The sequence below is a fragment of the Microbacterium sp. zg-Y625 genome, from assembly GCF_030246925.1.
Classification (GTDB): domain Bacteria; phylum Actinomycetota; class Actinomycetes; order Actinomycetales; family Microbacteriaceae; genus Microbacterium; species Microbacterium jiangjiandongii.
This window is the reverse complement of sequence record NZ_CP126740.1, coordinates 1606036-1626632: the sequence shown is the minus strand read 5'-3', so window position 1 is coordinate 1626632 and position 20597 is coordinate 1606036. Positions and strand designations below refer to the sequence as shown.

The window sequence follows — 20597 nt, the reverse complement described above, 5'->3', positions numbered from 1 at the left end:
CATGACCACCGAGGAAACCCTCGTCCTGATCAAACCCGACGGCGTCGCTCGCGGCCTGACCGGCGCGATCCTCGCGCGCATCGAGGCGAAGGGGTACTCCCTCGTCGACCTGCGGCTCGTCGAGCCCGACCGCGAACGCCTCGAGCAGCACTACGCCGAGCACGCGGGCAAGCCGTTCTACGAGCCGCTGCTGGAGTTCATGATGTCCGGCCCGTCGGTCGCGATCCGCCTCGCGGGCAATCGTGTGATCGAGGGATTCCGCTCCCTCGCGGGCACCACCGACCCGACGACGGCCGCACCCGGCACGATCCGTGGCGACTTCGGCCGCGACTGGGGCGTCGCCGTGCAGCAGAACCTGGTGCACGGTTCCGACAGCCCGGAGTCCGCCGCCCGCGAGCTCTCGATCTGGTTCTGACCGCTCCCGAGTGAGTATTCGCGCGCTCGAGTGAGTATTCGCGACGAGTACTCACTCGGCGCGACGAGTACTCACTCGGCACGGCGAATACTCACTCGGCGTCAGAGCTGGGCGAGCCAGTTCAGCTGCACCTGCGCGATCACGGCGACCACCGCGTACGTCAGGATCGCCATCAGCGGGACCCATGCCCCCAGGCGACGGGCCCAGCCCACGCCGGAGACGCGCAGGGCATGCAGCGTCACCGCGTAGAACGTCGGGATCGTCACCGCCCACGTCACCATGCACCACGGGCACAGCGTCCCCAGCGCGAAGACGCTCTGGCCGATGAGCCACAGCACGAACCCGAAGGCGAACGCCGTCCCCGCCCAGAAGCACCACCAGAACCACCGCGCGAACCGCGCGCCCGCCAGCAGTGCGAAGCCCACCACGATCGGCGCCACCCATCCCGCCAGTCCCAGGATCGGGTTCGGAAAGCCGAAGACACTGCCCTGCGCGGACTCCAGATTCGCCGTGCACTGCACCAGCAGACTGAAGTCGCACGATGCGATGGCCTCGGGGTCGGCCAGCAGCGCGAACCGCTCCATGGTGAGGGAGAACGCCGCCCACCAGCCGATCGCGCCGGCGCCGATGAGCCACGCGGCGAGGACGGTCGGGCGCTCGGATCGGGTATCGGGCATGCCCGGATTATCCCATCGTCGCGCCGTGCCACACGCCGCAGAGAGACGCGCGAACACAAGACACGCCGGAAGTGCGATAATGGTCCCTGATGCACCCGCGGCCGCGCCGCGACCGCATCACCGAAGACTTCGGGCGATGAACGCCCAGCGCAGCCCGCCCATGAGCCGGCTGCAGACCGAGTGAGAGTTCGCGAGCCGCATCGTGAGAGACAGGCGACTGCGGCACCGCACGAGATTTCGCCGGGCGACGCGCGGTGTCGCCCGCAAGGAGTACACCGGTGATGACCGATGACACGCATGCAGGCCCCGATTCCGATCCCCAGGGCACGCTGACCCCGCCGCTGTTCGACGTCGACGCGCCCAGCGATACGGCAGACGCCCCTCAGCCGGATGCCGCCGCGCAGCCGGATGACGCGACGCCCTCCGCAGACGCGAGCAACGACGCGGATGCCGCGGACGCAGCAGCCACCGAGGCCGACGCGCCCGCCGACACCGCTGCAGCGGACGGGTCGACCGCGCCGGGCAACGACGACGCGGCGGTACCCGCCGGCGATGACGCGCCCTCCGCCGCCGACGAGGCAGCGAGCGACGACTCCGCTGGGAGCGACGAGACCGCAGGGAGCGACGAGACCGCAGCCCCCGCTGACACCGCGCCGACCGGCGCCGCCGACGGCGGGAACGCCCACGAAGCCTCGGCCGATGAAGCTCCCGAGCCTTCCGAGGCTTCCGAAGCGGCAGAGTCCGACGAGCCCAAGGGGCCGCTGACCGCGGTGAGCCTCGGCCTGCTGCCCGAGAACTTCGTCTCGGCCGTCACGACCGAGCTGCACTTCTACGCACCCGAGGTCGTGCCGCTGCCCGCCGCACCGTCCCGTCCCGGCCGCCCAGCCGTCGAGGACGACGACGAGCAGCCGAGCGGCTCCTCGTCGCGGCGTCGCGGCCGTCGCCGTGGCGGCGACGACAGCGACGACACCCCTCCGGCGCCCCGCCAGCGGGCGGTGGAGCTCATCACCGAGCCGCAGCGCATCAAGGGCTCCACGCGGCTCGAAGCGAAGAAGCAGCGCCGCCGTGACGGCCGCGAGGCAGGACGCCGCCGCACCGTCGTGACCGAAGCGGAGTTCCTCGCACGCCGCGAGTCCGTCGACCGCGAGATGATCGTGCGCTCGAAGAACGGCCGCGTGCAGATCGCCGTACTCGAAGACAACGTGCTGGTCGAGCATTACGTCGCGCGCAGCCAGGACGCCTCGCTCATCGGCAACGTCTACCTCGGGCGCGTCCAGAACGTGCTGCCGAGCATGGAGGCCGCCTTCGTCGACATCGGGCGCGGCCGCAACGCCGTGCTGTACTCGGGCGAGGTCGACTGGGATGCCGTGGAAACCGGCAACCAGCCCCGCCGCATCGAGCTGGCGCTGAAGTCGGGCGACCGCGTGCTCGTGCAGGTCACGAAGGATCCGGTGGGCCACAAGGGCGCCCGCCTGACCAGCCAGATCTCGCTTCCTGGCCGGTACCTGGTCTACGTGCCCGGTGGCGCGATGAACGGCATCTCGCGCAAGCTCCCCGACACCGAGCGGGCGCGCCTGAAGCGCATCCTCAAGGAGGTGCTGCCGGAGTCCAGCGGCGTCATCGTGCGCACGGCGGCCGAGGGCGCGACCGAGGACCAGCTGACCAACGACGTGCAGCGCCTCACCAAGCAGTGGGAGCACATCAGCAAGCAGGTCGAGAGCGCGGGCGCCCCGGCGCTGCTGCACTCGGAGCCCGACCTGCTGGTGAAGATCGTCCGCGACGTCTTCAACGAGGACTTCTCCAAGATGCTCATCCAGGGAGAAGACGCCTACCAGACCATCACGAGCTACCTCGCGGGCGTCGCTCCCGACCTGCTGGAGCGCGTGCAGCGCTTCGAGGGCGACCACGACCCGTTCGATGAGTTCCGCGTCACGGAGCAGATCGAGAAGGCCCTCGACCGCAAGGTGTGGCTGCCCTCGGGCGGATCGCTCGTCATCGACCGCACCGAGGCGATGACGGTCATCGACGTCAACACCGGCAAGTTCGTCGGCTCCGGGGGCAACCTCGAGGAGACCGTCACGAAAAACAACCTCGAGGCGGCCGAGGAGATCGTGCGCCAGCTGCGGCTGCGCGACATCGGCGGCATCATCGTGGTCGACTTCATCGACATGGTGCTGGAGACCAACCGCGACCTCGTGCTGCGGCGTCTGGTCGAGTGCCTGAGCCGTGACCGCACGAAGCACCAGGTGGCCGAGGTCACCTCGCTCGGCCTCGTGCAGATGACCCGCAAGAAGCTGGGTCTGGGGCTGCTCGAGACCTTCAGCGAGGCGTGCGAGGTGTGCGCGGGCCGTGGCGTGATCGTGCATCACGACCCCGTCGTGAAGCACCGCAGCAATGGCAGCAACGGTGGCAACGGGTCATCCGCGCGTCGCCCCCGTCAGGCCGCGCCGGCCCCTGCTCCCACGGGTGGGACGCATGTCATCACCGAGGGCGTCAAATCGGCCCTCGCGCAGATCGCGGCATCCACCATCCAGCCCTCTGCGGACGATGTCGCAACCGAGCAGGCCCCGGTCGCCCCGGTGGCCGTCGAGCAGCGCGACGACCGCGAGCAGCGGGAGGACCGCCCCGAGCGCAGCGACCGCGAGCGCCCTGAGCGCAGCGGCGATCGCCCCAAGAAGGCACGCAAGAAGCGCGGCGAGAGCGCGGCGCCGAAGACGGAGAAGGACCTGCTGCTGGACTCGGTGCTGCAGGCGCTGCCCGAGCCGAAGGCACCCGGTCAGGGTCGCGGTCGCCGCCGCGTGTCGACGGCGGCGCTCACCGGCACCCCGGTGCCGCACGTCGCCGACGGCAGCGAGTAGGACTCACTGCTGCGTGCGGGCCCGGTCGCGGGCCCGCACGCGCAGCCCCGAAGCGATGAGCCGGCGCACGAGCTCATGCCCGGTCACGGACTGTGCGCCAGCGGCGACCAGGCGCGCGTGCGCCGAGTCTGGGACGTCGTAGTGGTCCAGGTCGAAGCTGCGCGGGGGGATGCCGTTGGCGGCGGCGAACGCGTGGAGCTCGTCCAGCGACGCGTCGCTGACCAAGTGGGCCCACAACCGGCCGTGTGCGGGCCATCGGGGGTCGTCGATCAGGATCGCCATCCGCCGATCCTAGGCCGCACGCGCGACACGCTGCCCCGCCCTTTTGCGCATGTCGCCCAGCATCGGCTAAACTCGTCCCTTGGTGCGTGGCGTTTCTACGTCGCAGGGCGGAACGCGCACGTCGGAGACTCACCGTCGCCGGCCGGGCACCCAGACTTATCTTTCCCAGAGCGAGTCTCGCAAAGACAACCGGAGCCTCGCGCTCCCGAACGAAAACAGGTGTGAAGTGGTTTACGCAGTTGTGCGCGCCGGTGGCCGCCAGGAGAAGGTCGAGGTCGGCACGATCGTCGTCCTGGATCGTCAGCAGGCGAAGGTCGGCGAGACCCTCGAGCTGCCCGCGGTGCTGCTCGTCGACGGCGACGCCGTCACGACCGATGCCGACAAGCTTGCGAAGGTCACGGTGACCGCCGAGGTTCTCGGTGAGTCGCGCGGCCCCAAGATCGTGATCCAGAAGTTCAAGAACAAGACCGGTTACAAGAAGCGCCAGGGGCACCGTCAGGACCTCACGCGCGTCAAGGTCACCGGCATCAAGTAAGCCCAGGGAGACGCAGAGATGGCACACAAAAAGGGCGCAAGCTCCACCCGCAACGGTCGTGACTCCAACGCTCAGCGCCTTGGCGTGAAGCGTTTCGGCGGCCAGGAGGTCAACGCCGGCGAGATCATCGTGCGCCAGCGCGGCACCCACTTCCACCCGGGCGCGAACGTCGGCCGCGGCAAGGACGACACGCTGTTCGCCCTCGCCGCCGGTGCGGTCGAGTTCGGCGCGAAGGGCCGCCGCAAGGTGGTCAACATCGTCGCGACCGCGGAGTGACCGCGAGATCGCACTGAATCTCGGCGAGGGGCGGGCTACGGCTCGCCCCTCGCCTGTTTGTACCGACAGCTGAGGAGCATCCCATGGTCACCTTCGTCGATAGAGTGACGCTCCATCTGCGCGCCGGAAAGGGCGGCAACGGCTGCGTGTCGGTCAAGCGCGAGAAGTTCAAGCCCCTCGCCGGCCCCGACGGCGGCAACGGCGGCAACGGTGGCGACATCGTGCTGGTCGCCGACCCCCAGGTGACGACGCTGCTGTCGTACCACCACTCGCCGCACCGCACCGCGGGCAACGGCGGCTTCGGCATGGGTGATCACCGCTCGGGCGCGAACGGCGAGTCGCTGGAGCTGACCGTGCCGGTCGGCACGGTCGTGAAGGATGCCGAGGGTCACACCCTCGTCGACATGGTCGAGCCCGGCGCGCGCGTCGTCGTGGCTCCCGGCGGCCAGGGCGGCCTGGGCAACGCGTCGCTGGCCAACCCCAAGCGCAAAGCCCCCGGCTTCGCCCTGCTGGGCACCCCCGGGTGGGAAGGCGACATCCAGCTCGAGCTGAAGACGGTGGCGGACGTGGCCCTCGTGGGCTTCCCGTCCGCGGGCAAGTCGAGCCTGATCGCGGCCGTCTCGGCCGCGCGCCCCAAGATCGCCGACTATCCGTTCACCACGCTGCACCCGAACCTCGGCGTCGTGCAGGCCGGCGAGGTGCGCTTCACCGTCGCCGACGTGCCCGGGCTCGTCGAGGGCGCAAGCGAAGGCAAGGGTCTGGGGCTGGAGTTCCTCCGCCACGTCGAGCGCTGCACCGCGCTCGTGCACGTGTTGGACTGCGCGACGCTCGACCCCGGCCGCGACCCGCTGAGCGATCTCGATGTGATCCTCGCCGAGCTGGGCGCCTACCCCGTGCCCGAGGGTCAGACGCCTCTCCTTGAGCGCCCGCAGCTGATCGCGCTGAACAAGGTCGACGTGCCCGAGGCGAAGGATCTCGCCGACCTGGTGCGCCCCGAGCTCGAGGCGCGCGGCTACCGCGTCTTCGAGATCTCCGCGGTCAGCCACGAGGGACTGCGCCAGCTCACGTTCGCGCTGGCCGACATCGTCGCCCAGCACCGTGCGACCCTTGCGGCGACCCCCGCGCCCGAGCGGGTCGTCATCCGCCCCAAGGGATCGGAGAAGGAGTTCGAGATCCGCGTCGAAGGCGGCACGTACGGCAACATCTACCGCGTGCTGGGCGCGAAGCCCGTGCGCTGGGTGCAGCAGACCGACTTCCAGAACGAAGAGGCCGTCGGCTTCCTCGCGGACCGGCTCGAGAAGCTCGGCGTCGAGAACGGACTGTACAAGGCGGGTGCCCAGGCCGGTTCCACGGTCGTCATCGGCGAGGGCGACGGCATCGTGTTCGACTGGCATCCCACGATGAGCTCCGCCGCCGAACTCATGACGGCGCCGCGAGGCACCGACCCGCGGCTGGACCTCAACCCGCGTCGCACGACGTCGCAGCGTCGCGAGCGTTACCACGAGCGCATGGATGCCAAGGCCGAGGCGCGCGCCGACCTCGAGGCCGAGCGCATCGCGCACCGAAACGAGGAGAGCGCTCGGTGACCGTGCGCGATCGCGCGGCGGTCCGGACGGCCCGCCGCCTGGTGGTCAAGGTCGGGTCGTCGTCGATCAGCGGCGAGAACGCCGGCAAGATCCAGGCGATCGTCAATGCACTCGCTGCCGCGCACGCGCGTGGCGTCGAAGTGGTGCTGGTGTCTTCGGGAGCCATCGCGACCGGCATGCCGTACCTCGACCTCGCTGAGCGACCCGACGACCTCGCCACTCAGCAGGCCGCCGCCGCCGTGGGTCAGAACATCCTGATCTACCGGTATCAGGAGGCGCTGCGGGCGTTCCGTGTGGTCGCGGGCCAGGTGCTGCTGACCGCGGGAGACCTCGAGAACCCGACCCACCGCTCCAACGCCCGCCGGGCCATGGAGCGGCTGCTGGGACTGCGCATCCTGCCCATCGTCAACGAGAACGACACCGTGGCGACCCATGAGATCCGCTTCGGCGACAACGACCGGCTCGCCGCTCTCGTCGCGCGGCTCATCGGCGCCGACGCGCTCGTGCTGCTCAGCGACATCGAGTGCCTCTACACACGCCCGCCGTCCGAGCCGGGGGCGGAGCCCATCCGGCACGTGGCGTTCGGCGACGACCTCACCGGCTTCGAGTTCGGCTCGGTCGTCGTGAACAGCGTCGGCACCGGGGGAGCGGCGACCAAGGTGTCCGCGGCGCGGCTGGCCGCGGCATCCGGCGTCGGGGTGCTCGTCACCAGTGCCGACCTCGTGGGGGAGGCGCTGGACGGGGCGGACATCGGCACCTGGTTCGCGCCCGCCACGGACCCCACCGGTGCGAGCCCTGACGCGGTCGACACCGACGCGATCGCCCGCGGCTAAACTGGGCGGATGACCACCCTCACGGCCCCGACGACGGCGCGCGAGCGGATGATGCTCGCCCGTGAGGCGGCCCGCAGCGTCGCCCTCTTGGACGATGGAACGAAGGCCGCCGCGCTGCACGCGATCGCCGACGCCATCGACGCCGCGGTGGACGAGATCGTCGCCGCCAACGCGCGGGACCTCGAACGCGGTCGCGCAGGCGGCCTGTCCGAAGGGCTGCAGGATCGCCTGCGGTTGGATGCCGCGCGCATCGGCGCCCTCGCCTCGGCCGTCCGCGACGTCGCGGCGCTGCCCGATCCGGTCGGCCGCGTGCTCGATGACCGTCACCTGCCCACCGGCGTGCACCTGCAGAAGGTCTCGGTGCCCTTCGGCGTCGTCGGCGCCATCTACGAGGCCCGCCCGAACGTCACCATCGACATCGCCTCACTCGCTCTGCGCTCGGGCAACGCCGTGGTGCTGCGCGGCGGCACGGCCGCCGAGCACTCGAATGCCGCGCTCGTTCGGGTCATGCGCGCTGCGCTCGCTTCGCAGGGAATCGACCCCGAGGCCGTACAGACGCTGGACGACTTCGGCCGCGACGGGGCACGTGAGCTCATGCAGGCCCGGGGCCTCGTCGATGTGCTCGTGCCCCGTGGCAGCGCGCAGCTCATCGAGACGGTCGTCACCGAGTCCTCGGTGCCTGTCATCGAGACCGGTGCCGGGGTGGTGCACATCGTGCTCGACACGAGCGCACCGCTCGAGTGGGCACGAGACATCGTCGTCAACGCCAAGGTGCAGCGTCCCAGCGTCTGCAACGCCGTCGAGACGGTGCTGGTGCTCGCCGACGCCGCCCCGCGCCTTGTGCCGCCGGTCGTCGCCGCACTGCAGGCCGAGGGCGTCACGGTGCACGGCGACGAAGCGACCCGCGGTCTCGCCCAGGACGTCGTGCCCGTCACCGACTCGGAATACGCCGTCGAGCACATGAGCCTCGACCTGTCGATGCGTGTCGTGGCAGACCTCGATGAGGCGCTCGCGCACATCCGCACCTATTCGACCGGCCACACGGAGTCGATCATCACGACCGACGACGCGCGAGCGGAGAGGTTCCTCGCGGAGGTCGACTCCGCGGTCGTGATGGCCAACGCCTCGACGCGCTTCACCGACGGCGGTGAATTCGGCTTCGGCGCCGAGGTCGGGATCTCGACGCAGAAACTGCACGCCCGCGGCCCGATGGGGCTGCCCGAACTCACCAGCACCAAGTGGCTCGCCCGTGGCGGCGGGCAGATCCGCGCCTGACGCAATAAGCTGGACACCGCGCCACCAACGCAACCCGAACGGAGCCCGCATGACCCTCGCTACGATCACCGCCTTCGCTGCGGCGGAGACCGAACACCACGTCGGCCTCTTCGACAACGTCGGCTACGGCATCGTCGCGCTGGTGGTGTTCCTGCTGCTCGGGCTCGTCACGGTGTCGTTCCGCAACGTCGCCAACCGTCACGCGCCGAAGGCCGAGGCCTACGCCCGCACGCACGCAGACCAGCTCACTCAAGCGGGACACGGCCACCACTAGGCCGCCTGCATGACTTCTTCGCGGGCACCGCGCATCGGCGTGATGGGTGGGACATTCGATCCCATCCATCACGGTCACCTGGTGGCTGCCAGCGAGGTCGTGCGGTCGCTGGATCTGGATGAGGTCGTGTTCGTGCCCACGGGTCAGCCGTGGCAGAAGCACGACGTATCGGCCGCCGAGCACCGCTACCTGATGACCGTGATCGCGACGGCATCCAACCCGCGTTTCACGGTCAGCCGCGTCGACATCGACCGCGGAGGCCCCACGTACACCACCGACACGTTGCGCGATCTTCGCGCGCAGCGCCCGGATGCCGAGTTCTTCTTCATCACCGGCGCCGACGCGATCGCGCAGATCTTCACGTGGCGCGACCATGATGAGCTGTGGCGGCTGGCCCACTTCGTCGCGGTCTCGCGCCCAGGCCACGTGCTGAACATCGACCACCTTCCGCCCGAAGGCGTGAGCCAGCTGGAAGTGCCGGCGCTTGCCATCTCGTCCACGGACTGCCGGGACCGCGTACATCGGGGTTACCCGGTGTGGTACCTCGTCCCTGACGGGGTCGTCCAATACATTGCGAAGCACCACCTCTATCGGAGCAAGGCATGAGCACACCCGAGCAGCCCACTCCGCCGCTGACGCGCAAGCAGATGCGCGAACTGCGCAACACGGCGGCCACACCCATCATCACGTCGAACGAGCCCCCGGCCGAGCCTCCCGTCGTGGCCACGCCCCTGCCACGCCCGGCGACCCCGGCGGAGGTGCCGCCCGCGCCGGAACCCGACGCCAGCGTCGACCTCGACGCGCACCCCCTGACCCGCCGGCAGGCGCGACAGCAGGAGCGCATCCGCACCGCGTCGGTGCCGGTCATCACCGCGGACCTGCTCGCCGCGCAGGCGGCGGAACAGGCGGAGCGGGACGCCGAGGCGCCCGTGGAGCCCACGGACGAACAGACGTCCACAGATGCGGCAGACGAGCATACCGACGCCACGCCCACCGACTCTGACGGCGCCGCGCCCGCCGAGTCCGAGTCCGCAGCGAGCGACACCGACACCGACATCGAGTCCACCGAGGCCGAAGCCGCGCCGCGGGAGCAGGACGAGGACGACGTCGCCGACGAGCGCGGTTTCGACGCCGCGGGCGACGAGCGCGCTGACGAGCCCGAAGTCGAGGCCGCGCAGGTCATCGACCCCTCCGCCGAACGTCCCGTCGTCAACAGCGCCCTCGGTGCCGACCTGCTCGCCGGAGACGCCGACGCCATCGAGCTGCCGGCATCGTTCGACAACATCCTCGCTCGGGGAGCCGGCGGCACTGGCAGCCTCTCGACGTCGAACGCGCTGATCCTGTCGCAGACGCCTGCTTCCGGGCCGCTTGTCGGTCCCGTCACCGCCACCGGCGAGGTGCTCATCACGGGCACGTTCGCGCTGCCGGAGGGCCTCGGCTCGAAGGGCCACGCGCCCGGTGTCGCAGACGGCAAGGACGTCGATGCCGTTCTCGTCGACGGCGAGCTGCCTGCGGCATCCTCACCCACACCCATCGCGGCAAGTGCCGCTGTGAGCACATCCAAGAGCGCTGGCGAAATCATCCAGCCCCCCGCGCCGGAGAAGGGCGGGCGACTCATGATGGCTCTCGCCATCACCGCCGGAGCCCTCGCGCTGGCGCTCGTGGGCGTGCTCGTCTTCGCAATCACCACAGGAGTCTTCTCATGACCGCCAGCGCCCAATCGCGTGAAATGATCCAGATCGCCGCGCAGGCTGCAGATGCGACCGGCGGCGAGGACATCGTCGCACTCGACGTGTCGGAGCCGCTTCCGCTCGTCGATGCCTTCCTCATCGTGTCGGGCAGCAGCGAGCGAAACGTCGCAGCGATCGCGGACCGCATCGAAGAGAAGCTTCTCGAAGCCGGCCACAAGCGCCTCCGTCGCGAAGGGCGCGAGCAGGCCCGCTGGATTCTCCTCGACTTCGGCGACCTCGTCGCGCACGTCTTCCACCAGGAGGAGCGCGTCTTCTACGGCCTCGAGCGGCTCTGGAAGGACTGCCCGGTCATCCCGGTCGAACTGCCCGCCACCACGTCGGCCGACTGAGGCTCACTGCAGGCAGAACTCGTTGCCTTCGGGGTCGCGCAGCTGGTAGTACAGCTCCGGCCACGGTCCCCACGACTGGTCGACCAGTCTGACGACCTCGGCACCCAGCGCGACCAGTCGATCTTTCTCTGCTTCGAGCTGAGTGCGGGTCGGGCGCCCGTCCGGCACCGCCTGCACGTCGAGGTGGATGCGGTTGCGTCGCCGTTTCGGCCCATCGGCGTGATGGAAGAAGAGTCGGGGGCCGACGCCCTCGGGGTCTTCGGCCAGCGCGCGCGTGCTGAGGTCGGCCTCTGCGAGGCCCGCGTCGAGCAGCTGCCGACGCAGCGGATCCTCCCACTCGAGCGGGGGATAGCCGAACACCCCGGCCCAGAAGTGGGACAGTGTACGCGGGTCATCCGCATAGAAGGTGACGTTGCCCAGGGTTGCCATGACGGGCTCCTTTCGGTCGGTGCGTGCGGCCCAGGGTACGGACACGCCCGGACATCGCGGTCGATTCGATCCAGGCCGCCGACGTGTTGTAGGCTTAATGAGTTGCCCCGCGGGGCGGCGTAAGGGCCTGTGGCGCAGCTGGTAGCGCACCTGCATGGCATGCAGGGGGTCAGGGGTTCGAGTCCCCTCAGGTCCACCAAAACTCCCGGTAACGCCCCAAATCTTCACTCCCTGATCAGGGGGTTTGAATGTTTGGTAGTCGTTTACTGGACACTTCGCCGGTTCGTGCCGGCACGATCTCGGGGCTTCTCGGAGTATCTGGACGCCTCGCGGTAGCTCACGCGCACCTTTGCGATATGGACGGCGTTGGCGCTTCGGATGCGGGACACGGAAAGTATGTCTCCCTGGCCGAGCTTGCCGCCCAGCTGCATGTTTCGGTCGTAGCTGTACGGGGGTGCGGGTCACTTGCGCCGTTCCCGGGGTGTGTCTTCTGGCTGGCGTCGGTGGCGACTCGCCGCGAACAGTTGCTCACACCGAGGACGAGTCGCGATCGCCCTCCAACCCAACACCACGTCTTCCAACGGGACGGAGGAGCGACGAGTGGGGGTCTTTCCCAACCAGGGGGCGTCTCCTATCGTGCACGCATGGGCAACGTACAGCTGTCTCCAAGGTCGATCGCCTCGCCTGCTGAGTGGAGGGCCCCCCATGCCGCGGGGCCCTTCGATGACGTGGTCGCTGTGCCGGGCTCACAGGCGCTGACCTATCTCGAAATCGCTCTTGCTGCCAGCGCAGAGGGCCCGAGCCGGCTGATGTGGCCGTTGCATTCGGACTATTTGGCGGGCGTGATCGAGACCCTGCGCGGGGTGGGCGTGAATATTCGGGAGGTCGCCGGTACTGGGCCTTTCGGCCCGGATCTGGTCGTCGAGTCCCCCGCTACGCTCGCCATCGATGCGGTGTTGAGCATCAGCCAGCCCGACCTCGTTGCCCCCATCGCTGTCGGCCTGGCCGGCCTCGCCTCGGGCAGTGTGACCGTGACAGTTCCCGAGAGCCGGTCGCGCCGTCCGATGGGCGAGGTGATCACGGTTCTCCGCAGCATCGGTTGCGACATCAACGACGCGGGCAAGTGGACTGTGCCGCTGACCGTGCGCGGGCGCGGACACATACGGGGTGGCCACGTGGAAATCGACGTCAACCGTTCATCCCAGCTTGTCCAAACGCTGCTGCTGGCAGCTCCGCGGTTCGACGTCGGTCTGACGCTCCGCCACGTCGGCCAACCGCTGGGAAGCCTCCCCGACATCGACATGACGATCGAAGCACTCCGCCGCCGCGGCGTATACGTCGACCAGCCGACACCTACCGAGTGGATCGTTCCTGCGGGGCCGGTACGGGCCAGAGCCGCGACCATTGAGCCCGATCTGGCACTTGCGGCACCGTTCGTCGCCGCCGCGATGATAGCCGGCGGTCGCGTATCCGTCCCAGGGTGGCCCGCTCATTCCGCGCAGCCAGCCGCCCGGCTCGCCGAGATTCTGGTGCTGATGGGAGCACGCGCACGCCGACGCGGCGGAGCTTTGACTGTCACCGCTGGCACCGAGCGCATCATCCGGCGCGCGTGCGTGGATGTGTCGGAGATCAGTGAACTCACCCCCATCCTGGCCGCCCTCGCCGCCTTCGCGGACGGGCCGTCGACTTTCACCGGACTGAAGCCCCGCACCGGGAACGAGAGCACGCACATCGACGCACTAGTGGACAATCTTCGTGCCATCGGCGGTGAGGTGGAGGAACTACCTGACGGTATCCGCGTGGTTCCCCGCCCACTGACCGGCGGGGTGTGGCGAGCCGACCATGATTACCACGTCGCCACCGCCGGAGCCCTGATCGGACTTGCTGTACCCGGCGTCACCGTCCAGGACATCGGTTCGGCGACTGCAGACCTGCCGGAATACACGAAGATGTGGGAGCACTTGGTGCGCGGTTCCCGCGCCCGATAACGGTCCATGGGCGGAGAAGAACGGCTGACCGGCATCAGGGTCAAGACATGCTTGCCGACCGTCAGCCCTCCTGGCCCAACGCCTCGCTCGATCAACTCCCACTGCTCGTCGTGAACGCCCGATACCGCGAACGTGTAGACCTCACCTTGTAAGCGTCCCGAGAGCCTCGCCGAACACGTGGGAGACACGCCCTAGCGCCAAACATCCTCATCGAGGTCGGCACAGGCGGGCCGCGTTCGCGTCGGCTGGGCCGGGCATAGATAGCCTGGTGGCTGCTGTTGGGATGAAGAACGCTCAACGAACCCAAGGAGCCTGTCATGTCGTGGAGTACGCGGGAGCTCGGCTATCTCGCCGGCACGACGGTGAACACGATTCGCCACTACCACCGCATAGGACTGCTCGACGAGCCTGAGCGTCAGTACAACGGGTACAAGCAGTACGACGTGCGCCACCTGGTCAGCCTGCTGCGCATCCGACGCCTGGTGACTCTGGGGGTTCCGCTTTCGCAGATCCCTGCCGTCAGCGCTGGCGCGGCCAGCACCCCGCAGTCGCTGCGCGAGATCGACGCCGAACTGAGCGCGGACATCGCGCGCCTGGAGGAGGCGCGAGCGAGCATCGCCGCGATCCTCCGTGATAACGCGCCCGCGGATGTTCCCGCGGGCTTCGAGTCCGTGGCATCCAGGATGTCGGAACTGGACACCTCGATCACGCACGTCTACTCGCAGCTGCTGGATGAGAAGGCCATGGCCGATGTGCGGAAGATGGTGGAGTCAGACCCGGGCGATCTCAGCGCGGAACTCGCGCAACTGCCGGCCGACGCCGACGAGGACACACGACACCACCTGGCGGAGAGGTACGCCACGACCATTGCGCAGAACATCATCGACTATCCATGGCTGGCGCAGCCGGGCCCGCACCTCGCCCGGAGAGGCCCCGCGTCGGCAGAGGCGTTCGTCGACATGGTTCCCGCGCTGTTCAACGCCGCGCAGCAGGACGTACTCGTGCGAGCCGCCATGCGGGGATTCGAGCTCGCTGACGCCATCCGAAAGCGGGGCGCGGATGCCGCCGGGGATGAGTCGCGAGCCGAAAGGGCCGACCTCGTCGAGGAGTGAGCCGGCGCTTCCCAGGGGGCTCAAGGACGGACCGCGTCCTCCGTTGTCAGGCCTTGACCATATGCCGGGAACGGTCGTTTCGCCTGCGCCGGCGGGCTGAGGCGATTTCGCCCGTAGCGTCGCGGCAACGGGTCTTGCTCGGCACGACTGTCCTTCCGGCCAGGCGGCACTGTGCCCGCGGCCGGGGCGCGCACCGGCGCCCGCGACGACGCTGGATCCATGGACACCTCACAATCACCCCCGATCGAGGCGCGTGCCCTGCGGAAGAGCTTCCGCGGCCGCGTGCGCGTCGACGACGTCAGCTTCACCGTCGGCTCCGGCCGCATCACCGGACTGCTCGGCCCCAACGGCGCCGGCAAGACCACCACCATCCGCATGCTGCTCGGTCTCGCGGCTCCCGCATCGGGCGACGCGCTCGTGTTCGGGCGTCCGTACCGAGAGCTCGAGACGCCCGGCCGTACGGTCGGGGCCGTGCTGGACTCCGGCGGATTGCACCCCTCACGCAGCGGCCGCACCCACCTGCGCATCGTCGCGGCGCGTTCCGGCATCCCTGCCGCCAGAGTCGACGAGGTGCTCGCCGAAGTCGGCATGACGGCAGACGCCGACCGTCGCGCGGGCGGCTACTCGCTGGGCATGCGGCAGCGCATCGCCCTGGCATCCGCCCTGCTCGGGCAGCCCAGGGTCCTCGTACTGGACGAGCCCGCCAACGGGCTGGACCCCACGGGCATGCACTGGCTCCGCCAGCGTCTGCGTGCTTTCGCGGATGCCGGCGGCACCGTGCTCCTCTCCTCGCACCTGCTGTCGGACGTGCAGGACATCGCGGACGACGTGGTGGTCATCGTGGACGGCGCCGTGGCGGCGGCATCCTCGCTGCAGGACGCGCTTGCGGCGTCGAACGGTGACCTGGAGGGCTTCTACCTCTCGGTTGCCGGCGACCGGACGGGGGTGCGCTGATGCTCCGTGCAGAACTGCTGAACATCTTCAGCACCACCGCGGCCAAAGTGACCGCAGTCCTCGCGCTGATCGGGCTCATCGCCACCCAGCTGGCATTCGTCTCGCTGCTGCCGGCGATCATGCGCGGCGACATCGGCGGCGAGGAGGGGGCAGCCGAAGGTCTCATGTTCGACCTGAGCGCGTCCGCCACACAGCTGGACGCCCTCAGTCCGCTCGGCGCCTCGATGAGCGGCGGCTCTGTGGGCATTGCGATCCTCGCCGTGACCATCCTCGGCGTTCTCGCCGGAACCAGCGATTACACCTCTGGTGGCATCGTCGGAGCGGCATTGGCAGCGCCGCGCCGGTGGCAGATCGTCGCGGCAAAGGCCGGCGCCTCTGGGATCACGGGCCTCATCCTGGGTGCCGCCCTGGGCCTGGTGAGCACCGCAATCCTTCTCGTCACGCTCGCCGTCTCCGGCACGCCCTTCGCACCCGACGTGGCCGAGTCCGCGGCGGTCGTCGCTCGCGGGGTCGTCGCGGTCACCTCCCTCGTGCTGATCGGACTCGCCGTGGGAATGCTCACGCGCAGCCAGCTGGCGGGCGTGCTCGTGGTGCTGACGGTCATGCTCGCCGAACCGATCATCGCGGCGGTCACCCAACTGTCGACGGGCACCGTGCCGCTGTGGACGCAGCTGCTGCCGGTCGCACTGGCACACGCCACCATCGGCGCCGGCCCCACAGTGCTTCCGCCGCTCACCGCGGGCGCCATCCTGCTCGCCGTGACCGTCGTCGCACTCGGAGCCGCGACCGTCGTGGTCCGGCGCCGCGACATCTGATGTCCACGCCACACGAAAGGACAGACATCGTGAACGACACCACCACAACGACCGAGAACGCACAACGGCGCCCATGGCGCATCTGGATCGCGATTGCAGCGACCCTCGCGCTCGTCGGCGGCGCCCTCGCTTTCGGAGCGTGGTTCCGCACAACGGGCGACGCCTCGACGGACTCCGCGCTGCAGGCACGACTGCAGGGACTCATCGATGCGGGCTACCCGGGCGCACTCGCCTCGGTGACGCGGGCAGACGGTGAGCGTCTCGACGTGGGCGTCGGCGAGGTCGGCGACACGGATGCCGCTGCCGATGCCCAGGTGCGCATCGGCAGCAACACGAAGATGTTCGTGGCGACCGTGGTGCTGCAACTGGTCGACGAGGGACGGGTGTCGCTCGATGCGCCGATCGACACCTACCTTCCCGGCCTGGTGCGCGGCGACGGCATCGACGGCACCGCCATCACGGTCCGTCAGCTGCTGCAGCACCAGACCGGTCTTCCCGAGTACGCGGACGAGCTCGCCGCCGATGCGTTCGGCATGAAGGACGTCTACATCTCGCCGCGGGACATGCTCGACCTGGCGCTCAGCAGCCCCGCGAGCTTCGCGCCGGGAGAAAGCTGGGAGTACAGCAACACGAACTACATCGTGCTCGGGCTGCTCATCGAGCGCGTGACCGAGCGGGCACTGTGGGAGCAGATCGATGAGCGCATCGTGGAGCCCCTGGACCTTGAACGGACGTACCTCCCGGGTCCGGGCGAGCGGGAGCTGCGGGACGAGCATCCCCCGCACTTCCACGCGGACACACCGGGTGAGCTGCGTGAGATCACCGAGATGGACCCGGCATCCGGCTGGTCGGCGGGGGCGATGGTCTCGACACCGGGGGAGCTGAACACCTTCATGCGGGCGCTCTTCGCCGGTGAGCTCGTCTCGGACGAGACCCTGGCCGAGATGCAGGACGGCACGGCAGCAGGCGACGACCTCTGGCCGGAGGCCACCTACGGGCTCGGCCTGCAGAGCTTCCCACTGAGCTGCGGCGGCATCGCGTGGGGACACGGGGGCGACATTCCCGGCGCGCAGACTCGCAACGCCATCGCTCCCGACGGCACGACGGCGACCATCGCCGTCACGGCCCTGCCGTGGGCGATCGTGGATGGCGGCGACGAGGAGCTTCTGCTGGAGCACTACCGCATCGTCGTGGACGTGCTGGACCAGACGCTCTGTGACCGGTGACCGCCCGTCCGTGCCGGGTGCCGGCAGCCGCTCCGCGGCCCGGCACCCGGCATGGTTGACTCGTCACATGCCCAGACCAGCCCGGTCGCATCTCGGGGCGACCGTCCGTGCGGCGGTCGCCCCCGTGCTGACCCTCGCCGTGGCCGTCGGGTACGTCGGCGCCGACCTGGCCGGGGCTCTCACCGAGCCGCCACCGGCAGCGGTCCCGCCCCTCGTGCACGGCGGTCTTGTGGTGATGCAGGCGATCGCGCTGCTGTTCCGTCGACGCGCGCCGCTCACCGTGCTGCCGGTCGTCGTCGGGCTGGACCTCGCCATCCTCGCCACGAGCGGGGGAGAGCTGGGTATCGGCGCGCTGGCCGTCATCGTCGCCACGTACACCGCGATCCGTCGCGGCCGTCCGCGCCGCCGTGCGTACGTCGTCGCCGCAGCGGCCGCGCTCGCCACCGCGCTCGTCGGCGGCGTGGCCATGATCGCAGCGGGTGTGCCGGCGCTCATCACCGTTCTCGCCGGCGGCGCGCGCATCGCGCTGCTCACGGCATTGCCCGCGGCGGCGGCGGAGTACATGCTCGGGCGCGAACGGCTGGCGCACGCGACGCGCGAGCAGGCGGCGGCGGCCGAACGGGAGCGACGAGCGGCCGCCGAGGCCGAGGTCCGGGCAGAGCGCACCGCCCTGGCGCGCGAACTGCACGACATCGCCGGCCATCACCTGAGCGGCATCATCGTCAGCGCGCAGGCCGCCTCGGCGCTCACGCGCACGGATCCCGAACAGGCCCGCGAGACCCTCCAGGCGCTCCAGCAGAACGCTCGTACGGCCCTGGCTGACCTTCGGCGCACGGTGGGACTGCTGCGCACGGAGGACGAGGGTCCGTCGGCCGCGCCCGGTACGCCACCGTCCGTCGCGGAGATCTCCACACTCATCGAGGCCGCCCGCGCGCGCGGCCAGGATGTGACGCTGCAGGTCGACGGTGAGCGGGCCGTCCTGAGCCCCCTTGCTGAGACCGCCGCGTACCGCATGGTGCAGGAATCCCTCGCCAACGCCGCCCGGCACGCGCCGGGGACCGTGTGCCGCGTGCACGTCGAGTACCGGCCGGATGCCGCCGAGCTCACGGTGCGCAACGGCGCGCCGCTCGGAATGGCCGCTTCGCCAGCCACGGCAGGCGGGTACGGCATAGCCGGGATGCGGGAACGGGCCGACCTCGTCGGCGCCACCCTCTCGAGCGGACCCCAGCCCGACGGCGGGTGGCGCAATCGCCTCACGATTCCCCTCCAGCAGGACCGGGGAGCGCCGTGATCAGACTGCTCATCGCGGACGACCAGGCGGTCGTCCGCACCGGACTCGCGGTGATCCTCGGGGCCGAGCCCGACATCGAGGTCGTCGGTCAGGCGGCGGACGGCGAGGAGGCGGTGCAGCTGGCGCGCCGACTGCGCCCCGATGTCGTGTGCATGGACATCCGGATGCCGGTGAAGGACGGCATCGAGGCAACCCGCGAAATCACCGCCGACCCGGACCTCCAGGTCGACGTGCTCGTGCTCACGACCTTCGACGTCGACGCCGACGTGTTCGCGGCGCTGGATGCCGGGGCGGCGGGCTTTCTCCTGAAGGGCGCCGATGAACGCACGCTTGCGGCGGCCGTGCGCTCGGTGGCGGCGGGGGAGGGGACTCTCGATCAACGCCTCACGCGCAGGATCCTGCACGAGTTCGTGGCGAATCGACGGTCTGCGCCGTCCTCCCGCCCGTCAGCGCCCTCGACCACGCCGCTCACCGATCGCGAGGTCGACGTGCTGCGCCTTCTCGCGGAGGGCCTGTCGAACGCCGAGATCGCCGCGCGCCTGTTCGTCGAACCGACCACGGTGAAGTACCACCTGGCGGGTCTCCTGCAGAAGACGGCATCGCGTGACAGGTTGCAGGCGGCGCTCTGGGGCATCCGCGCCGGCGTGGTTGATCCGTGACGAAGAGACGCCGCCGCGCGGGGATGAGCCCGCGTGGCATCAGCGCGAGCTGAGGTCTTTCACCGCCGTGCCGAGCTGCGGGTACCGGAACGCGAAGCCCGCGTCTGTCAGTCTGCGGGGCACGACCCACCGGCTCTTGAGGACGAGCTCCGGCTCGGTGCGCAGCACCCACATCGCCGGTTCCAGCATCCAGCGCCACGCGGGGAGCCCGACGGGCATGCGCACCGAGCGGCGCAGCGTGCGCATGAGCGTGCGGTTGTCAGCGGGGTTCGGGCTCGCGAGGTTCACCGGTCCCGAGATGTCGCGACGATCGCGGAGGAACCGGATGGCATCGACGGCGTCGTCGAGGTGCACCCAGCTGAACTTCTGCCGGCCCTTCGTGCGATGCCAGGTCGAGCGGTCGTCTCCGGTCGGGCGCGCTCCGATGCCGCGGTAGCGGCGGTGCGGCGGCCACCATCCGTCGTACTGCGGTCCGCCGAGGCCGACCCTCGCCAGGGTGAACAGCATGTTCGTGGCGGGGCCATCGCCGAGGACGATCGCCATCCGAAGCGCGACGCGGCGAGTCGACGGAAGGTCGCCGGCGAAGAACTCCCGTTCCCATTCCCGCGCGACGTCGACCGAGAACCCCGCGCCGAGTTCGCCCGTGACCTCGTCCTGCGGGCGGTCCATCGCATGCCGATAGATGGTCGCCGTCGATGCGTTGAGCCAGACCGCCGGAGGGCGGGCCGCAGCCGCGACGGCCTCGCGCAGTGCACGGGTGGTGTCGATTCGGGAGCGGAGGATCTCGTCACGGTTCACGTCGGTGTAGCGGCAGTTCACCGATTTGCCCGCGAGGTTCACCACGACATCCGCACCGTCGACGGCGCGCGCCACACTGGCCTGGTCTGTCCATCGGTGCTTCTCGGATCGACCGATCCGGCGGACTTCGTAGCCGTCTTCGCCGAAGGCTCGCACCAGTGCCGCCCCGACGAACCCGCTCGCACCCGCGATCACGGCGACCGGCCTGTCTGTCACGCCCGCTCCGATCCCCGT

The 20597-nt window shown here is 69.8% G+C and carries 22 protein-coding genes and 1 tRNA gene; 19 read left to right on the top strand and 4 right to left on the bottom strand.

Going from position 1 to position 20597, the window contains the following annotated elements:
- Position 1 precedes the first annotated feature (1 nt).
- Positions 2-415 carry a nucleoside-diphosphate kinase gene (gene ndk / locus QNO14_RS07380; protein ID WP_257493386.1) on the top strand — a complete coding sequence of 138 codons (414 nt, stop codon included), beginning with the start codon at positions 2-4 and terminating at the stop codon, positions 413-415.
- Between the two features lie 101 nt (positions 416-516).
- Here ndk and QNO14_RS07375 read toward each other — a convergent pair whose 3' ends face one another.
- Positions 517-1092: a vitamin K epoxide reductase family protein gene (locus tag QNO14_RS07375; protein ID WP_257506173.1), complete on the bottom strand. Its 576-nt coding sequence runs from the start codon at positions 1090-1092 to the stop codon at positions 517-519.
- Between the two features lie 281 nt (positions 1093-1373).
- Between QNO14_RS07375 and QNO14_RS07370 the strand changes: the two genes are divergently transcribed.
- On the top strand, positions 1374-3950 hold the full coding sequence (locus tag QNO14_RS07370) for an Rne/Rng family ribonuclease (RefSeq protein ID WP_257506172.1): 2577 nt from the start codon (positions 1374-1376) through the stop codon (positions 3948-3950).
- Between the two features lie 3 nt (positions 3951-3953).
- On the opposite strand, the gene QNO14_RS07365 is transcribed toward QNO14_RS07370, so the two are convergent.
- The gene (locus tag QNO14_RS07365; protein WP_257493389.1) at positions 3954-4232 is read right to left on the bottom strand and encodes a DUF4031 domain-containing protein; all 279 of its coding nucleotides are present in this window, start codon (positions 4230-4232) and stop codon (positions 3954-3956) included.
- A gap of 226 nt (positions 4233-4458) precedes the next feature.
- Between QNO14_RS07365 and rplU the strand changes: the two genes are divergently transcribed.
- The 9 genes from rplU (at position 4459) to rsfS (ending at position 11091) form a co-directional block, all read left to right on the top strand.
- Positions 4459-4767 carry a 50S ribosomal protein L21 gene (gene rplU, locus QNO14_RS07360; RefSeq protein ID WP_257493390.1) on the top strand — a complete coding sequence of 103 codons (309 nt, stop codon included), beginning with the start codon at positions 4459-4461 and terminating at the stop codon, positions 4765-4767.
- An 18-nt stretch (positions 4768-4785) separates the two neighbouring features.
- Positions 4786-5043, top strand: coding sequence for a 50S ribosomal protein L27 (gene rpmA, locus QNO14_RS07355; RefSeq protein WP_257493391.1), 258 nt, complete (start codon positions 4786-4788; stop codon positions 5041-5043).
- A gap of 83 nt (positions 5044-5126) precedes the next feature.
- A complete protein-coding gene (obgE, locus tag QNO14_RS07350; RefSeq protein WP_257493392.1) occupies positions 5127-6629 on the top strand; it encodes a GTPase ObgE in 1503 nt (500 codons plus the stop codon).
- The gene (proB, locus tag QNO14_RS07345; RefSeq protein ID WP_257493393.1) at positions 6626-7462 is read left to right on the top strand and encodes a glutamate 5-kinase; all 837 of its coding nucleotides are present in this window, start codon (positions 6626-6628) and stop codon (positions 7460-7462) included. Before obgE ends, proB begins: the two co-directional genes overlap by 4 nt.
- Positions 7463-7471: 9 nt before the next feature.
- Positions 7472-8737: a glutamate-5-semialdehyde dehydrogenase gene (locus tag QNO14_RS07340; protein ID WP_257493394.1), complete on the top strand. Its 1266-nt coding sequence runs from the start codon at positions 7472-7474 to the stop codon at positions 8735-8737.
- A gap of 49 nt (positions 8738-8786) precedes the next feature.
- On the top strand, positions 8787-9011 hold the full coding sequence (locus QNO14_RS07335; protein ID WP_257493395.1) for a hypothetical protein: 225 nt from the start codon (positions 8787-8789) through the stop codon (positions 9009-9011).
- A gap of 9 nt (positions 9012-9020) precedes the next feature.
- The gene (nadD, locus tag QNO14_RS07330; RefSeq protein WP_257493396.1) at positions 9021-9617 is read left to right on the top strand and encodes a nicotinate-nucleotide adenylyltransferase; all 597 of its coding nucleotides are present in this window, start codon (positions 9021-9023) and stop codon (positions 9615-9617) included.
- Entirely contained in the window at positions 9614-10717 is a 1104-nt protein-coding gene (locus QNO14_RS07325; protein ID WP_257493397.1) for a hypothetical protein, read from the top strand. Before nadD ends, QNO14_RS07325 begins: the two co-directional genes overlap by 4 nt.
- Positions 10714-11091, top strand: coding sequence for a ribosome silencing factor (rsfS, locus tag QNO14_RS07320; RefSeq protein WP_257493398.1), 378 nt, complete (start codon positions 10714-10716; stop codon positions 11089-11091). Before QNO14_RS07325 ends, rsfS begins: the two co-directional genes overlap by 4 nt.
- Before the next feature lie 3 nt (positions 11092-11094).
- On the opposite strand, the gene QNO14_RS07315 is transcribed toward rsfS, so the two are convergent.
- Positions 11095-11520 carry a VOC family protein gene (locus QNO14_RS07315; protein WP_257493399.1) on the bottom strand — a complete coding sequence of 142 codons (426 nt, stop codon included), beginning with the start codon at positions 11518-11520 and terminating at the stop codon, positions 11095-11097.
- 123 nt (positions 11521-11643) lie between these two features.
- Here QNO14_RS07315 and QNO14_RS07310 point away from each other — a divergent pair.
- From QNO14_RS07310 to QNO14_RS07275, 8 genes are all read left to right on the top strand, one after another.
- Positions 11644-11719: transfer RNA gene (locus tag QNO14_RS07310), tRNA-Ala, on the top strand.
- A 445-nt stretch (positions 11720-12164) separates the two neighbouring features.
- Positions 12165-13508, top strand: a complete 1344-nt coding sequence (locus tag QNO14_RS07305; protein WP_257506171.1) for a 3-phosphoshikimate 1-carboxyvinyltransferase — start codon at positions 12165-12167, stop codon at positions 13506-13508.
- A gap of 317 nt (positions 13509-13825) precedes the next feature.
- Entirely contained in the window at positions 13826-14620 is a 795-nt protein-coding gene (locus tag QNO14_RS07300; RefSeq protein WP_257493401.1) for a helix-turn-helix domain-containing protein, read from the top strand.
- Between the two features lie 219 nt (positions 14621-14839).
- The gene (locus QNO14_RS07295; protein WP_257493402.1) at positions 14840-15574 is read left to right on the top strand and encodes an ABC transporter ATP-binding protein; all 735 of its coding nucleotides are present in this window, start codon (positions 14840-14842) and stop codon (positions 15572-15574) included.
- Entirely contained in the window at positions 15574-16389 is an 816-nt protein-coding gene (locus QNO14_RS07290) for a hypothetical protein (RefSeq protein WP_257493403.1), read from the top strand. The genes QNO14_RS07295 and QNO14_RS07290 overlap by 1 nt, the downstream gene beginning before the upstream one ends.
- A 29-nt stretch (positions 16390-16418) precedes the next feature.
- Positions 16419-17615, top strand: a complete 1197-nt coding sequence (locus tag QNO14_RS07285; RefSeq protein WP_257493404.1) for a serine hydrolase domain-containing protein — start codon at positions 16419-16421, stop codon at positions 17613-17615.
- A 67-nt stretch (positions 17616-17682) separates the two neighbouring features.
- On the top strand, positions 17683-18906 hold the full coding sequence (locus QNO14_RS07280; protein ID WP_257493405.1) for a sensor histidine kinase: 1224 nt from the start codon (positions 17683-17685) through the stop codon (positions 18904-18906).
- The gene (locus tag QNO14_RS07275) at positions 18903-19565 is read left to right on the top strand and encodes a response regulator transcription factor (protein WP_257506170.1); all 663 of its coding nucleotides are present in this window, start codon (positions 18903-18905) and stop codon (positions 19563-19565) included. The genes QNO14_RS07280 and QNO14_RS07275 overlap by 4 nt, the downstream gene beginning before the upstream one ends.
- Before the next feature lie 39 nt (positions 19566-19604).
- On the opposite strand, the gene QNO14_RS07270 is transcribed toward QNO14_RS07275, so the two are convergent.
- Entirely contained in the window at positions 19605-20579 is a 975-nt protein-coding gene (locus QNO14_RS07270) for an epimerase (protein ID WP_257493407.1), read from the bottom strand.
- Positions 20580-20597: the final 18 nt, after the last annotated feature.